This is a genomic window from Rhizobium sp. YAF28, from assembly GCF_052113285.1.
Taxonomy (GTDB): Bacteria; Pseudomonadota; Alphaproteobacteria; order Rhizobiales; family Rhizobiaceae; genus Rhizobium.
Genome location: NZ_JBFRCX010000004.1, coordinates 98,523 through 112,340 on the forward strand (window position 1 = coordinate 98,523; position 13,818 = coordinate 112,340).

14 protein-coding genes and 1 pseudogene are annotated in these 13,818 nt (G+C 60.9%); 6 read left to right on the forward strand and 9 right to left on the reverse strand.

Translation table 11 applies throughout. The features are described 5' to 3' along the window. Positions 1-42: 42 nt before the first annotated feature. The 4 genes from AB4Z13_RS10520 to AB4Z13_RS10535 form a co-directional block, all read right to left on the reverse strand. Complete coding sequence (locus AB4Z13_RS10520) at positions 43-1,104, reverse strand: peptidase M14 (RefSeq protein WP_442205974.1); 1,062 nt, start codon at positions 1,102-1,104, stop codon at positions 43-45. Between the two features lie 70 nt (positions 1,105-1,174). Further along, positions 1,175-1,675 carry a 2'-5' RNA ligase family protein gene (locus tag AB4Z13_RS10525; protein ID WP_439017097.1) on the reverse strand — a complete coding sequence of 167 codons (501 nt, stop codon included), beginning with the start codon at positions 1,673-1,675 and terminating at the stop codon, positions 1,175-1,177. 256 nt (positions 1,676-1,931) lie between these two features. Then, on the reverse strand, positions 1,932-2,651 hold the full coding sequence (locus AB4Z13_RS10530) for an AAA family ATPase (protein ID WP_439017099.1): 720 nt from the start codon (positions 2,649-2,651) through the stop codon (positions 1,932-1,934). A gap of 336 nt (positions 2,652-2,987) precedes the next feature. After that, positions 2,988-3,884 (reverse strand): LysR family transcriptional regulator, encoded by an 897-nt coding sequence (locus AB4Z13_RS10535; RefSeq protein ID WP_439017100.1) that lies wholly within the window; start codon positions 3,882-3,884, stop codon positions 2,988-2,990. A 291-nt stretch (positions 3,885-4,175) separates the two neighbouring features. On the opposite strand from AB4Z13_RS10535, the gene AB4Z13_RS10540 reads away from it, so the two are divergent. Further along, the gene (locus tag AB4Z13_RS10540; RefSeq protein ID WP_113321762.1) at positions 4,176-4,910 is read left to right on the forward strand and encodes an SDR family oxidoreductase; all 735 of its coding nucleotides are present in this window, start codon (positions 4,176-4,178) and stop codon (positions 4,908-4,910) included. Positions 4,911-5,082: 172 nt separating this feature from the next. Next, positions 5,083-5,682 carry an NADPH-dependent F420 reductase gene (locus AB4Z13_RS10545; protein ID WP_442205975.1) on the forward strand — a complete coding sequence of 200 codons (600 nt, stop codon included), beginning with the start codon at positions 5,083-5,085 and terminating at the stop codon, positions 5,680-5,682. Positions 5,683-5,911: 229 nt separating this feature from the next. Here the strand turns inward: AB4Z13_RS10545 and guaA are convergent, their stop codons facing one another. The 4 genes and pseudogenes from guaA to AB4Z13_RS10565 form a co-directional block, all read right to left on the reverse strand. Further along, positions 5,912-7,474, reverse strand: coding sequence for a glutamine-hydrolyzing GMP synthase (guaA, locus tag AB4Z13_RS10550; protein WP_442205976.1), 1,563 nt, complete (start codon positions 7,472-7,474; stop codon positions 5,912-5,914). A gap of 92 nt (positions 7,475-7,566) precedes the next feature. Then, a complete protein-coding gene (locus AB4Z13_RS10555) occupies positions 7,567-8,205 on the reverse strand; it encodes a 5'-methylthioadenosine/S-adenosylhomocysteine nucleosidase (RefSeq protein ID WP_310379595.1) in 639 nt (212 codons plus the stop codon). Continuing rightward, complete coding sequence (locus AB4Z13_RS10560) at positions 8,202-8,651, reverse strand: PaaI family thioesterase (protein ID WP_113321776.1); 450 nt, start codon at positions 8,649-8,651, stop codon at positions 8,202-8,204. Before AB4Z13_RS10560 ends, AB4Z13_RS10555 begins: the two co-directional genes overlap by 4 nt. Before the next feature lie 153 nt (positions 8,652-8,804). Further along, positions 8,805-9,485 (reverse strand): annotated as a pseudogene (locus AB4Z13_RS10565) (LysR substrate-binding domain-containing protein); the annotation flags it as partial. A 92-nt stretch (positions 9,486-9,577) separates the two neighbouring features. Here AB4Z13_RS10565 and AB4Z13_RS10570 point away from each other — a divergent pair. From AB4Z13_RS10570 to AB4Z13_RS10585, 4 genes are all read left to right on the forward strand, one after another. After that, entirely contained in the window at positions 9,578-10,114 is a 537-nt protein-coding gene (locus tag AB4Z13_RS10570) for a DJ-1/PfpI family protein (RefSeq protein WP_442205977.1), read from the forward strand. 71 nt (positions 10,115-10,185) lie between these two features. Then, on the forward strand, positions 10,186-10,482 hold the full coding sequence (locus AB4Z13_RS10575) for a putative quinol monooxygenase (protein WP_113321757.1): 297 nt from the start codon (positions 10,186-10,188) through the stop codon (positions 10,480-10,482). A 40-nt stretch (positions 10,483-10,522) separates the two neighbouring features. Continuing rightward, the gene (locus AB4Z13_RS10580) at positions 10,523-11,530 is read left to right on the forward strand and encodes an aldo/keto reductase (RefSeq protein WP_439017105.1); all 1,008 of its coding nucleotides are present in this window, start codon (positions 10,523-10,525) and stop codon (positions 11,528-11,530) included. Positions 11,531-11,656: 126 nt separating this feature from the next. After that, positions 11,657-12,739 carry a DUF2252 family protein gene (locus AB4Z13_RS10585; protein WP_439017106.1) on the forward strand — a complete coding sequence of 361 codons (1,083 nt, stop codon included), beginning with the start codon at positions 11,657-11,659 and terminating at the stop codon, positions 12,737-12,739. Here AB4Z13_RS10585 and AB4Z13_RS10590 read toward each other — a convergent pair. Continuing rightward, positions 12,718-13,818: a DUF1513 domain-containing protein gene (locus tag AB4Z13_RS10590; RefSeq protein ID WP_439017107.1), complete on the reverse strand. Its 1,101-nt coding sequence runs from the start codon at positions 13,816-13,818 to the stop codon at positions 12,718-12,720. The genes AB4Z13_RS10585 and AB4Z13_RS10590 overlap by 22 nt on opposite strands.

Sequence of the window (13,818 nt, forward strand, 5' to 3'; positions counted from 1 at the left end):
TTGCGCGGAGCCTTACATCCGCGTGTGGAAAAGAACGCTGGTTCAGTCTTCCAGCGTGCCGGCCTTTCGCGTTGCCTTGCTCGGCTTGTCGGCGGCAATCTTTATCAGGTCGCCGCGCCGGCGCACCAGCCGGTCGGAAGTGCGGGTCAGCAGCAGTCCGTCCTGCGGCGCCCGGATGTCGATATCGCCCTCGGTAAAACCGGGCCGGGTGACGATCGTCGCCAGAAGCTCTCCTTCCGAGACACGCTCGCCGATATTGCGGTGGAAGAGCACGGTACCGCCCTGCGGCGCACGCACGATCTCGACATTGTCGAGCGGCACGGCTGGTCCGGAGAAGGGTTTGTCTCCGGCTGCCCCGCCGTTGACAACACCGCGCCCGATCAGGAACTGCAGCAGGCCTTCGGCGTCTTTCTCGGCCATATCGGGATAGACGTCGCGGCGGCCGCGCAGTTCCACCGTCACCGAAAGCTTGCCCGGAAGCTTGGCCTTACGCTCGCCCGGCACCTCATATTTCCAGGCAAAACCGACCGCTTCTTCGAAGGCGGAGCTTTCGCCATCCGAAAGCAGCACCGCTTCCATGTCGAGCGCATTGGCAAGGTCCGCTGCCTCCGGCCAGAAGGCTTCGTCGATATAGGCATATTGCAGCGATTCATCATCGCAATGCAGATCGAGCACCAGATCGGCCCCGAGCGCCATATGAATCAGCTCTCGCTTCAATCGATCCGTAGCCGGATAATCATCAAGGCCGCCAAGCAATTCCTCCCGGTCGCGAACCGAGATCAGCGGAAAGTCCCGATTGAAATTGGTCCGCGATCCCAAATCGAAACGGCCCTGCAACTCGCCGAAATGAGATTGCGCCGCGCCGATCGGATTTGCCTGCGGCACGAGCGTGATATCGCCGGCGATCCATCCTTCGCTTTCTGATTGCCTGAGTTGAAGGCAGAGAAAATGCGCCAGCGCGGTTCCCGGCAGTTCATTGGAATGCAATGCGGCCTGGATATAGACCTTAGGCGCCGCCGGATTGCTTCCCCTGAAGCGCATGACCGGCAACCGCCATTCGATGCCGGGCGTATCGCCGGGGATGATGATCTCTGAAACGTCCACTGTCTTGCTCCGCATGTGCATATTGAGTGGGGAGTTTTATGCGAATCCCCACCCGCGGTGCAAGCGCAGCTCAGCCGAGCAGAGGCCAGCGGTTGATGACGTGATGCTCGCTCTTCCCGTAGATGCTGTGGATCAACAGGAACTCCCGGATCGTCCACCGGAGAGGTCGGTCAAGCTTTTCAGGCAGAACGGTCTTGCGATCATAGAGCAGCGTCATGTGCGGCGTCAGATGGCCGCCGACATTATAGGGCAGTCCGGCCTCGAACAGACCGTCTTGAATTTGCCGCCTAAGGTCCATCAGCGCCCCGTTTTCTTGTCTGCTGCAGACGACGAAGGCTTGTGACTGGCCCGGATGGCGGAAGCTCATAACTTCGTCGAGCACAAGTTCGAAGGGTTCAGCACGGACTGCGGCGGCGATCTGTTCCGCGCCGAATACGATATCATCCGGTAGCCGACGGTAAGAGCCGATGCCGTTGAGCGTGACATGGAGCACGGGGCTGGGGCGCGAAGGACCAGTCAGAAAATGGGCATCGCGGTAGAATTGCGCGACCTCCAGTGCTCCGGATGTCACTTCGGGGGTCGGTCGAACTGCGAAGAAGATCGTGTGGTGAGGCTTCCCGACAGGGCTTGATTTCCGGGGATCAGCGCCATTCGGATCGAGTGGAAAATGAGGCATTTGAACTACGGACTACATCGCCCGCCTCCTTGTTAACCAAGGAGGAGCCTATCAGTATTGGCTATTATGTCAAGAACAAAACGCGAACGGAAACGGCTGCCGATGGGCAGCCGTTTGCTGGCGTCTGTATAAGGGGCAAAGCTCACGCTCCTTAAGCGGCGTCTTTGACGGGCTCAACAGCCTTCTTGGAAGACTTGGCGCGGGCTGCCTTCGGCGGTGCGAGACGAAGAACATCGTCTGCCAGCAAGCGGGCATTGTCTTGCGCCTTGTCGAGATTGCTGACACGGGCAGGGTCCATCGTGTAGAGGCTGCCGCCGGAAACGAACATGTCCCGATAGGCGGCACGCTCGATCAGCGCCGTGTCGATGACATTGACCTGCTGCTTTGCGAGCAGACCCTTGACCGCCAGCAATGCACGCGTGGTGATGATCGAACTGATGCGCGTCAGCACGACCGAATGCGGGATGCGGATATCATGCTGGGCAGCAAGCTGCTTCATGATCTCAAGCACCTGGGCGCCGCCGACCGCGTCCATGGCGCAGCCCTGCACCGGAACCATTACATGATCGGAAAAGCCGATGGCCTTCGCCATCAGCGGGCTCAGACCGGCCGGCAAGTCGATGATGATATAACCACCGCGCTTCTTGAGGTCCTTGATCTGCTGTTCGATAGTATCTTCGCTGACACCGGAGATGACGGCGAATTCGGCTGCGTCGCCGGTCAGACGGTGCCAGCGGCCGGCCCACTGCTGGGGATCGGCATCCAGAACGGAAACGCGATGGCCACGGCGAGCCAGTTCTGTGGCAAGAACAAGAGCGACCGTTGTCTTGCCGGCCCCTCCTTTCGTATTCGCAAATGTAATGATTGGCATCGATTACCTCGGGTTGATGAGTTGGCGGCAGTCATCCCTGGGAGAGACGCGTCTCGGGCTTTAAGGAACAGCGACTTTCACAGTGATGAGATGAAAAGGTCAAACAGCAACCTTGCGTGGCGCTGTTTAGCCATGCTGTCTGAGGTTGATTTTTTTGGGTGCAATCATTGAGGGGCGGGCAATAGGTCAGCCGCGCCTCCAGCCTGCCAAAAAGACCGTCAGCGATGGTGAAGTCCGTCGCCGTCGGTAGTGTGGCCCTCGCGTCGGGTGTGACACGGCGTAACAGCGCGGATTGAACGACGGCGCTTCAAGCGTCGCGAGGCGACCTGCGGGGCGTCAGTCGCGCGATATGGATAGCCCCCCGAGAAGCGGAGCGTACGCGGCGAGCCTGCCTGATACGAACTCCGTGAAGAGCCGCACGCGCTTCGTCTTGCGTGTCTCCCCCTGTGTGAGAAGGAAGAGCGTTCCGTACATGTGCAGGTCGGTACCCGGCACCCTCACCAGTAGCGGGTCGGCATCTCCGACGAAGCACGGCAGCGTCGTGATCCCGAGCCCTTGCCGCACCGCGACGATCTGCGCCTCACCGTCCGTGACCCTGAACGGAACCTCGGCGGTGCGAACCTCACCCTCGTGGGCCCAGTCCGGGATTCCATGAATGCTTATGACGATCCACCGGATGGGATCAGGCGCGCCCGCACGCCACGCGGCTAGCAGATCGCGGGACATATAGATACCGCCGAATATATCCGGTCCCTTCAGGCCATGGAGATTGAGCGGCAGAGTTTTGCGGTCGTAGACGACGCGGATCGCGACGTCGGCTTCTCGGTTGGTCAGATTTACCAGCTCGCCGGACGACAAGATTTCCATCTCGATGTCCGGATACAGACGCGCGAAATCGGAGAAGTCCGGCATGAGCAGGTGTGTCGCGAGGGGCGGTGCCAGTGTCACGCGCAGAAGCCCACGCACGCTCTGGTCGCGGCCAAAGACGCGCGTCTCCAACTGGTGCGACGACGCCTCCATCTGGTCAGCGAGCTCGAGGACCTCCTCCCCTGCAGCCGTCAGGCGGTAGCCCGAAGGCAGCTTTTCGAACATCTGGGCTCCGAGCCGTTCCTCCAGTTGGGCGACGCGCCGCAGCACGGTCGAGTGGTTCACCCCGAGGCGCTCGGCGGCGGCCCGCACCGAGCCTCCGCGCGCGACGGCAAGAAAGTAGCGAACGTCATCCCAGTCGATCATGGTGCAATCCAGCACCGCTCGGGTGCGCCTTCCAAAGCCCGTGTCCAATACGTCGAACAGCATCTCCTATGTGAGTAGCACGGGCGGTCATCATAGCCCATGCCGACAAGCGGGGCGCAATTCCGAACGGCGGACACCGATATGCGGGCTGGCGTCAGTCATCCAGCCGGATCGATTTCGCACCACCGATATGCGCGCTTCCGCACTCAACGCCCGACGCCCGCAGACCCATTTCGAGGGTCTCGGGGGGTCTCCCCGAAGGACCAAATACGGAGTCTGAAAGGAAAAGTCATGGGAAAGCTTGAGGGTAAGGTTGCAGTCATCACGGGTGGATCGAGCGGCATGGCGCTGGCGAGCGCCAAGCGGTTCGTTGAAGAAGGCGCCTATGTTTTCATCACGGGCCGGAGACAGGAGTCGCTGGACGAGGCCGTCAAGCTGATCGGCCGGAACGTGACCGGCGTGCGCGGCGACGCGTCCAATCTTGACGACCTCGACCGTCTGTTCGACACGGTCAAGCGGGAAAAGGGCAGGATCGACGTCCTGTACGCGAGCGCCGGCATGGGCGAAGCCGTCCCACTGGGCGAGATTACCGAGCAGCATTTCGATGCGGCCTTCGGCCTGAATACGCGCGGCACGCTGTTTACGGTTCAGAAGGCCTTGCCGCTGTTCAACGATGGCGGATCGATCTTCATGACCGGGTCAGTTGCTTCGGTGAAAGGTTTTCCTGGTTACGGCGTGTATTCGGCGAGCAAAGCGGCGTTGCGCTCATTCGCACGCACTTGGCTCAACGAACTGAAGGGCAGGAATATCCGGGTGAACGTGCTGAGCCCGGGGCCGATCGCCACACCGATGCAGGACCAAGTTCTCACAGAGGAGGCGAAGCAGATGTTCGAATCTCTGATCCCGCGGGGAAAGATGGGTCGTCCTGAGGAAATTGCGGCGGTCGCGCTGTTTCTTGCTTCAGACGATTCAAGCTTCGTGAATGGGGTGGAGTTGTCTGTCGACGGCGGCTTCTCGGCCATCTGAAATCGCGTCGGATCGCGGGAATGGTAGAACGACTTCGGCGCTGAACGGCCGGGCCGGCCGCGCGAAGTCGTTCACGGCGTGACGTCTACGCGAAGGTCGCCATGCAGGCAAACGGATAACCCAGTGCCGTTGAGGCAGGGGAATCAATATCAACACAGATCGGAGAAACATTATGAGCTATGCGATTGTAGGATTCGGTAAGATAGGCCAGGCCCTCGCCCACGCCTTCGCCCGTAAAAACATCGAGGTGACCGTCGCGAGCCGCCGGACGCCTGAGGCGTTGGCGCCGCAGGCTCGGGCGATTGGACCCACGGTCGTCGCCAAGTCGCTGCGGGATGCACTTGAGGCCGACACGATCATCTTGGCGGTCCCGTTCGGGGAACATCGCGAGGTTGCGAAGATCCTGCCGAGCTGGAAAGGCAAGACGGTCATCGACGCGATGAACGCCTTGGTTCCCCTTGAGGAGCTGGACGGTCTCCTGTCCTCCGCCTTCGCTGCGAAGGCGTTCACCGGCGCCAAGTTCGTGAAAGGTTTCAATCACCTGATTGCGGCCACCCTGGCTGCCGATCCGATCGTTGAGGGCGGGCACCGGGTGGTCTTTCTGTCGAGCGACGACGAGGACGCGATCGCTCCCGTGGCGGCCTTGGCCAAACAACTCGGGTTCGCACCCGTCAGGCTGGGAAAGCTCAACGAGGGTGGCGCGCTGGTGCACGCGCGCGGCCGCACTTGGGGCCAGCTCATCTTCCAGGATTTATTCAAGAAGGAGCAGTAATCGATCTAAGACTGTGTGATCGACGCCGAGAACTGGTCGCGCGCGCTAACTTCTTCGAGCTGCGCGCGACCGAATATTTGAAGGCCACAAAGTCGCGAAGGTTGGGGTGGGCCTGACGGCGTATGGGCGCCGTTCGAAGAGCGGGGAGACGCCCGACAGAGCTGCAGATCTCCGGGTCGCCTAGAAACTGTCGACTGCGCTATCCGATACTACTCCACGGTACTTCCCGTCACTCCCACTCGATCGTGCCGGGCGGCTTGCTCGTCACATCATAAACGACACGGTTGATGCCGCGCACTTCATTGATGATGCGGGTCGCGGCGCGGCCGAGGAATTCCATGTCGTAATGGTAGAAATCCGCGGTCATGCCGTCGACCGAGGTGACGGCGCGCAGCGCACAGACGAATTCGTAGGTGCGGCCGTCGCCCATGACGCCGACGGTCTGGACGGGCAGCAGCACGGCAAAGGCCTGCCAGATGGCGTCGTAGAGACCGGCCTTGCGGATCTCGTCGAGATAGATCGCATCGGCTTCGCGCAGGATCTCGAGCTTCTCACGCGTGATGCCGCCGGGGCAGCGGATGGCAAGGCCCGGCCCCGGGAAGGGATGGCGACCGATGAAGCTGTCTGGCAGGCCGAGTTCCTTGCCGAGCGCGCGCACTTCATCCTTGAAGAGTTCGCGCAGCGGCTCGACGAGCTGCATCTTCATGCGCTCCGGCAGACCGCCGACATTGTGGTGCGACTTGATGGTGACCGAGGGGCCGCCGGTGAAGGAAACGGACTCGATCACATCGGGATAGAGTGTGCCCTGGCCGAGGAAATCGGCGCCGCCGAGCTTCTTTGCCTCGTCCTCGAATGTCTCGATGAACAGGCGTCCGATGATCTTGCGCTTGGTTTCCGGGTCGGAAACGCCTTCGAGCTCGCCGATGAAGCGGTCGGAGGCATCGACGTGGATCAGGTGCAGGTTGTAGTGCTCGCGGAACATTGCGACCACGCCTGCGGCCTCGTCCTTACGCATCAGGCCATGGTCGACGAGGATGCAGGTCAGCTGGTCGCCAACAGCCTCGTGAATGAGCAGAGCCGCCACCGAGGAGTCGACGCCGCCCGAAAGGGCGCAGATGACGCGCTTGTCACCGACTTGGCGGCGAATGTCCTCGACCGCCTTCTGACGGTACGCCGACATGGTCCAGTCGCCCTTGATACCGGCGATGTTGTGGATGAAGTTCGCGATCAGCTTGGCGCCATCGGGCGTATGCACGACCTCCGGATGGAACTGCACACCGTAATATTTGCGCTTCTCGTCGGCGATGAAGGCGTAAGGCGCGTTGGACGATGTCGCCACGACTTTGAAACCGTCGGGCAGCTTCGTCACGCGGTCGCCATGGCTCATCCAGACCTGATGGCGCGAACCCTTGGACCAGAGGTCTTCGAAGAGGACGCAGTCCTCGTCGACTTCCAGGAAGGCGCGGCCGAATTCGCGGTGATGACCGCTTTCCACCAAGCCGCCGAGCTGCATGCACATCGTCTGCTGGCCGTAGCAGATGCCGAACACCGGAAGGCCGCTGTCGAAGATGATCTGCGGTGCCCTCGGCGATCCTTCATCGACCGTCGAAGCCGGGCTGCCGGACAGGATCACGGCTTTCGGCTGGAGGCGCTTGAAGCCTTCTTCGGCGGACTGGAAGGGAACGATCTCGCAATAGACGCCGGCTTCACGCACGCGTCGTGCGATGAGCTGGGTCACCTGGCTGCCGAAATCGACGATGAGAACGCTGTCGGGATGTTCTGTCTGGGTCATGGCGAGCCTTTAATGAAAAGCGCCTCTTCTTGCAATGCGGGAATTCGGCCGCAGCCGGGTTTTATTGTCCCGATTGTCCCTGTTTTCAGCCCTCAGAACCAGAAAACGCCGTCCTCCAGGGCGGTGAAAAGGCTGTCCACGGCATAGGAAAGCTTGCGGTCGACGATATGCAGATATTCGGTCCAGCCGGAAATATGCTGCAGCTCGACCGCACCGTCGGAAATGCCGCGAAGGCCGATCAGCGGCAGTTTGTAGCCTTGGCAGGCGCGCAGCACCGCATAGGTTTCCATGTCGACCATGTCGGCTGAGATATTGGCATAGGCGGTACCGGAAACGACATTGCCGCCGGTCGAAAGTGTGGCTTCGGGAATGCCGGGAATGCGCAGCGGCAGGTCGAGGTCCGCCGGCAGGTCGAGGAAGGGCGTCTTGCCCTTTTCGAAGCCGAGCGGCGAGGCATCCATGTCACGGTAGGAAACGGAGGTGACCTGATAGACTTCGGTCTGCTGCAGGCGTGCCGAACCGGCCGAGCCGAGCGAAACCACGAGATCGGGCAGGTCGTCTGATGCATCGAGACGGGAGAGCGACTTGGTGATCGCGATTGCCGCCTCGACCGGGCCGACGCCGGTCATCAGCGGCTCGATGCGCGAGCGCAGGAACGGGCCATATTCGGCCTCCGCGGCCATGACGAACAGGATGGACTTGCCTGCGACCGACTTCAGTTCGAATTTCATCCCGTAATTCCCTCTCTTCCGCGAATGACCATCATCGTCCCGGTCATGGACGCGATGAGCTTGGCAGGCCCGTCGCTGATCGCATAACCTCGCCCATCGGCGACGATGATGTTGGAGCCGGGCTTGGTGATCTCGCCTCTGAAGAGGAAGCGTTCGCCGCGCCCCGGCGACATGAGGTTGACCTTGAACTCGATCGTGAGGATCGAGGCTTCGGCATCGATGACACTATAGGCCGCAAAACCGCAGGCCGAATCGAGCGCTGCGGAAATGATGCCCGCGTGCAAAATGCCGTGCTGCTGTGTCAGTTTGACGTCGAAGGGAAGCTCGATTTCCACCATGCCGTGCTCGACACGCGTCAACTCCGCGCCGATGGTGTGCATGGCCGCCTGGCGAGAAAAACTCTGGCTGATCCGCTCGCGGAAATCGCCCCTGTCGGTGTCGTTCATCATGGTCCCTCTTGCGATCGCGAAAGTGGCATGGCCGGCTGGATTCGACAAGGTTTCAATCCGGCTGACAAAGGTTTTGTCTTTCGATACAAGTTTTCGATCACGCGGCGCCGAGCTGTGTTGCTTGCGGGAATAAGGAATTATTCGTCCCGACTACTTCGCGTCCGGGGCTTCTTTGACGATGTCGCTGATCAGTGTCCGCAGCCAGCGATGCGCGGGGTCATTGCGGTAGCGGACATGCCAGGCCATCTCGACCGGGAATGTGCCGAGATCGACAGGCGTCGGCAGGACTTTCAGACGACGGTCTGCGGCGAGACGCTGGCAGATCCTGTTCGGCAGTGTCGCGCAATAATCCGTCACCGCAATCATTTCCGGCACCGCCAGAAAATGGGTAACGGAGACTGCAACCTCGCGCTTGATCCCCTGTTGTTCCAGTGCTGTAAACAGGCCGACGCGCAGCCGCCCGGGCGGAAGTACGTTGACGTGCCGCATGTGCTCATATTGCTCTAGGGAAATGCTGTCCCCGATCTCAGGGTGATCGGCACGCACCACGCAGGCAAGGCCTTCATCCATCAGATGCTGCACGACCAGATTGTCAGGCGGATCGATGATGCGGCCGAACACCATCGCCGTGGTGCCGGACATCACACCGGTCTCGCCGAGATCGGTGCCGAAGGGCGTGAGGCGAAGCCGGATGCCCGGCGCAACCTCGCGAAGCCGCGCGACGATCGCCGGCACCAGCACGAACTCCACATAGCTGTTCGGCGCAATCGTCATCAGCCGCTCGGCCTGCCTTGGATCAAAATCCTGTTGGCCGAGGATGGCGTCATCGATCTTTCGACGAGGCCTCGGACACGCCGGATCATTTCGGCGGCGACGAGGCTGCCTACGAACGCGCCAAGACCTTCTATGCAAATGACCCTGCCATGAATGAGGTTCGCACGCTGCGTTCCATCGTTGAAGAGGGTCTCGACAATTACGCCGGTGTCTTCGTGCCGGGCGGTCAGGCGCCGGTAGTCGATCTGATGCAGGATCCGGATATGGGTGAAGTCCTGCGCCATTTCCATGAGCGCTCCAAGCCGACCGCATTTCTCTGCCACGGCCCGATAGCTGTCGCAGCCGCGATGCCGCATGCCCGCGAGTTCCGTGCCGCTCTGATTGCCGGAGTACCTGCCAAGGCCGCGGAATGGGCCAAAGACTGGCAATACGCTGGATACAGGATGACCGTCTTTTCCAACAGCGAAGAAAAGGTCGTCGAGGACTACATCCTGCACGCCAAGCTCTATTTCAACGTGGTCGACGCGCTGCAGACCGCCGGCGGCAAGGTCATCACGACAGCGACCGACTTCGAGCCGCATGTGGTTGAAGACCGTGAGCTCATAACCGGCCAGAATCCGCGCTCGGACCGTGCGCTCGCAGGAAAATTCGTGGCAGCGCTCGAACGTTCGCTAGCCATGGCATGATCTGAAGAAATCCGTGGGGTGCGACCATTCCGTATCCCGCGGGAACCCGATCTGAGGAAGGAAAAGCAATCATGTCCAATCCCATAAAGATCGTGGCGATCCTGACCGCCCGACCGGGCAAGACCGATGAATTGAAGGCGCTTCTCGCCGGCATGATCGGCCCCAGCAGGGCAGAACCCGGTAATATGCGCTGGGATATCTGGCAAGATCAGGCCAATGCTGACATCTTGATCTTGGATGAGCTTTACGCGGACAACGCCGCCGTGGCCGCCCATCGCGAGACGCCGCATTTCCGGGATTATTTCGCTGTCATCAATGACCTCGCCGAACGCAGGGCGCTGGTGCTCGATCCCGTACAGATTGCCTGACAGGTCGATGAACGTTCCCAACTATCTCGAGGACTAGACAATGGCACTCAAAGACATTCTCCCGGGCAAGCTCGGCTTCGGCGCCGCTCCGCTCGGCAACATGTTCCGTGATATTCCGGAGCAGGAAGCATTGGCAACCGTGGAAGCCGCCTGGAACGATGGTATCCGCTATTTCGACAACGCGCCCTTCTATGGCGCAGGACTTGCCGAACTCCGCATGGGCGAGGCGCTCGCTGGTAAGCCCAGGGATCAATATGCGATCAGCACCAAGGTTGGGCGTGTGATCCTTGATGAGATCGAAGACGTCAGCACCCGCGATCTCGGCGAGAAGGGCGAAGTCTTCAAATACGGCCGCCCCAACAAGATCGTCAACGATTACTCGGAAGATGCGACCCTGCGCTCGATCGAGGACAGCCTGAAACGCTTGAAGACCGACCATATCGAAATCGCCTGGGTCCACGATGTGGCACAGGATTTTTACGGTGACGAGTGGCTGGCTATCTTCGAAAGCGCACGCAAGGGCGCCTTCAAGGCACTGGATCGTCTGCGCGACGAAAGGGTCATCAAGGCCTGGGGTCTTGGCGTCAATCGCGTGGAACCGATCGAACTGCTGCTGGCCCTGCAAGAACCGCGGCCGGATGGTTTTCTGCTGGCCGGCCGCTACACGCTGCTCGATCATGATCGGGCGCTGCAGCGCGTGATGCCGATGGTTGCCGAACGTGGTCTCGGCGTCGTCGTCGGCGGCCCCTACAGTTCCGGCGCTTTGGTCGGCGGTCCGAACTTCGAATATGCGCCCGCCACACCCGCGATCCTCGACAAGGTCGCGCGTATCAAGTCAATCGCCGATCGTTACGGCATCAGCATGAAAGCGGCCGGGCTGCAATTCTCGCTCGCCAATCCCGCTGTCGCCGCCGTCATCCCCGGCGCAAGCAAACCGGACCGCATAGCGGAGGATCGGGCCGCACTCGACGAGGTGGTCCCAGGTGATTTCTGGCGAGAGCTTCGCAAGGCGGATCTCGTAAACGCCGAAGCTCCGCTTCCCGTATGATCACATTGATCGGCGCGGTTCATCTTAGCATGGTGAGCCGTGTCGCATCCGTCTTGGGATCATCCTAAAACCTCTTCTGAATAAGGCTCCGCAGGATTATGATCAATCAAACCTGAGGGCGAGCCGATGAAGAGATTTTCTCAATCTATGAGCGACTACGAGGCGTGGCTGGCACACGAGCTGCAGGGCGAGCTCGTACAGGAGGGTATCGACGAGAAACACCGGAAGATGCGCGAGGAGGCATTCTCCTTCTTGCGCGCTACCTACTGGCGCTGGGCGGAGATCATCTACGACGTCAGGCCGGAGCTTGCGGACATGCCGCAAGTGCTGTCGATCGGCGATACGCATCTGGAGAACTTCGGCACCTGGCGGGATATCGAGGGGCGGCTCGTCTGGGGCGCCAATGATTTCGACGATGCAGCGATTATGCCCTACGGGCTGGATCTCGTGCGGCTGGTGGCAAGCGCCATTCTCGCTCAGCCGGACGCCGGGGTTTCTGGCAGGGCGATCGCCGAGCTCATTCTCGCAGGATATGTGCGCGGCCTTGAGCATGCGAATCCCATCGTCCTGGAGCGTGATCATCCCTGGCTGCGCGACAAGCTGCTGCTTTCGGAGGATGAGCGGAAGGAGTTCTGGAAGAAATGGGAGAAGCGTAAACCCGATGAAAAGCCGGCTCCCGGCCGTTTCGTTGATGCTCTGAGGAATGCCCTGCCGAGGGGTGCAGGAAGTTTTACGCCCCTACCAGTCAAAAAGAAGGGAACGGGCAGCCTCGGGCGGCCACGTTTCGTCGCCTATGTGAAGGAGTGGCGCGGTGGGCCTGTGCTGCGTGAAGCAAAGGCGCTTGTGCCCTCGGCCTGGTCGCTGGCAAGATCAGGAGATCGCGTCATCAGAACCGGTGTCATCGCCGCCGGGCGGATGCGCAGCCCAGATCCTCATTTCGCAGTGTCGGGCCGCATTCTTGTTCGCCGGCTTTCGCCGAACAGCCGCAAGATCGAGATCGCGACCGATGCGAAGACGCTCCTGGACGGCGCCATGCTGGAACTGATGGGTTTCGAGATCGCCAATTGCCATTCAGACGACGCGGCAGGTGCTGCGGCAATTCGCAATGACCTGCACTCCCGCAGTGAGGACTGGCTCTATGAGGCGGCGCGGGCAGCCGCCGAAGTCATTGAAAAGGAATGGAAAGACTACCGCATCAGCACCGGCTGAGTGATCCGCACGATATGCTGATCCCAGGAGACATCGCTATGAGCCGACAGGAAATCGCCATCATAGGAGGAAACGGCAAAGCCGCGGGGAGCAGGCGCAATGCCTGCGGCATCGCGAACGCTGTCCTCACGCAGCACCTTGCCCGTTTTCGCATCAATGGTGACAGATGCGCCGCCGATCGGCGAGGTGACGCCGACCAGACCTTCCTTTCGGTTGACTGCGATCGCTCCGACATAATTGGCAAGTCGTCGGGTCGTCTCCTCAGGCAGGTCGATGAAGCTCAAGTCTTCGCCCTTGGCGAAATGGCCGACGAGTGGCGGCAGGTCCTTGCGGTGGCCTTCATATTGGCAGGCGAACCAGATGCGGCCACCGGCATCGGCATCGACATGGCGTGTCGAGACGGATGACCATTGCGGCGGCAGGGTATGTTTTTCGATCAGCACGCCGGTCGCCGCATCGATAAGCGCCAGCGACGGCTGCATATTGCCGAGATTGAGCTTTGTGCGGCCGAAATCCGGATGTGTCTCGATGCCGCCATTGGCAACAACGAGCATGCGGCCGTCATCGGAAACCGTCATGTCATGCGGGCCGACACCATAGGTCTCATATTCGCCGATACGGACAAAGCGGTTCGTCGCATCATAGAGGCCGATCATGCCCCTGTTATTGTCGAAGTCGTTCTCGCTGGCATAGAGCAGCCGGCCATCCGGGGAAAAAACGCCGTGGCCGTAGAAATGCCGGCCCTCCGGCGAGGTGATGACGACGGGTTCGCCCTTGTTCCAGGGGTCGAAGATCATAGCGAAGGTGCCCGGCCGGCGGGCGAAGGCGACGGTGCGCCCTGTTGCGCTGCTATGGGCCATGCCATGGGCGCGAGCGGGCAGCGGCACCTGATCGACGATCTCCCCACGCTCGGTGACCGTCGCCACGGCAAAGGAGCCGTTGGCGGTGCGGATACCGGAGGCGTAGACAGCATCGGCGCGGGTGAGCGCCAGCAGCGCTTCAGGTTTCAGCGCTGCCAGAAAGCCGATACCGGCGGCCTTGATGAAGCCGCGTCGGTCGATGGCGGCGCTGCGCCACAT

What these genes read in the sequence shown, in the direction of transcription:
- AB4Z13_RS10530 (WP_439017099.1), bottom strand. Translation starts at nt 2,651, where the DNA reads ATGCCAATCATTACATTTGCGAATACGAAAGGAGGGGCCGGCAAGACA.
- AB4Z13_RS10535 (WP_439017100.1), bottom strand. Translation starts at nt 3,884, where the DNA reads ATGATCGACTGGGATGACGTTCGCTACTTTCTTGCCGTCGCGCGCGGA.
- AB4Z13_RS10540 (WP_113321762.1), top strand. Translation starts at nt 4,176, where the DNA reads ATGGGAAAGCTTGAGGGTAAGGTTGCAGTCATCACGGGTGGATCGAGC.
- AB4Z13_RS10545 (WP_442205975.1), top strand. Translation starts at nt 5,083, where the DNA reads ATGAGCTATGCGATTGTAGGATTCGGTAAGATAGGCCAGGCCCTCGCC.
- guaA (WP_442205976.1), bottom strand. Translation starts at nt 7,474, where the DNA reads ATGACCCAGACAGAACATCCCGACAGCGTTCTCATCGTCGATTTCGGC.
- AB4Z13_RS10555 (WP_310379595.1), bottom strand. Translation starts at nt 8,205, where the DNA reads ATGAAATTCGAACTGAAGTCGGTCGCAGGCAAGTCCATCCTGTTCGTC.
- AB4Z13_RS10560 (WP_113321776.1), bottom strand. Translation starts at nt 8,651, where the DNA reads ATGAACGACACCGACAGGGGCGATTTCCGCGAGCGGATCAGCCAGAGT.
- AB4Z13_RS10570 (WP_442205977.1), top strand. Translation starts at nt 9,578, where the DNA reads ATGAATGAGGTTCGCACGCTGCGTTCCATCGTTGAAGAGGGTCTCGAC.
- AB4Z13_RS10575 (WP_113321757.1), top strand. Translation starts at nt 10,186, where the DNA reads ATGTCCAATCCCATAAAGATCGTGGCGATCCTGACCGCCCGACCGGGC.
- AB4Z13_RS10580 (WP_439017105.1), top strand. Translation starts at nt 10,523, where the DNA reads ATGGCACTCAAAGACATTCTCCCGGGCAAGCTCGGCTTCGGCGCCGCT.
- AB4Z13_RS10585 (WP_439017106.1), top strand. Translation starts at nt 11,657, where the DNA reads ATGAAGAGATTTTCTCAATCTATGAGCGACTACGAGGCGTGGCTGGCA.
- AB4Z13_RS10590 (WP_439017107.1), bottom strand. Translation starts at nt 13,818, where the DNA reads ATGTGGCGCAGCGCCGCCATCGACCGACGCGGCTTCATCAAGGCCGCC.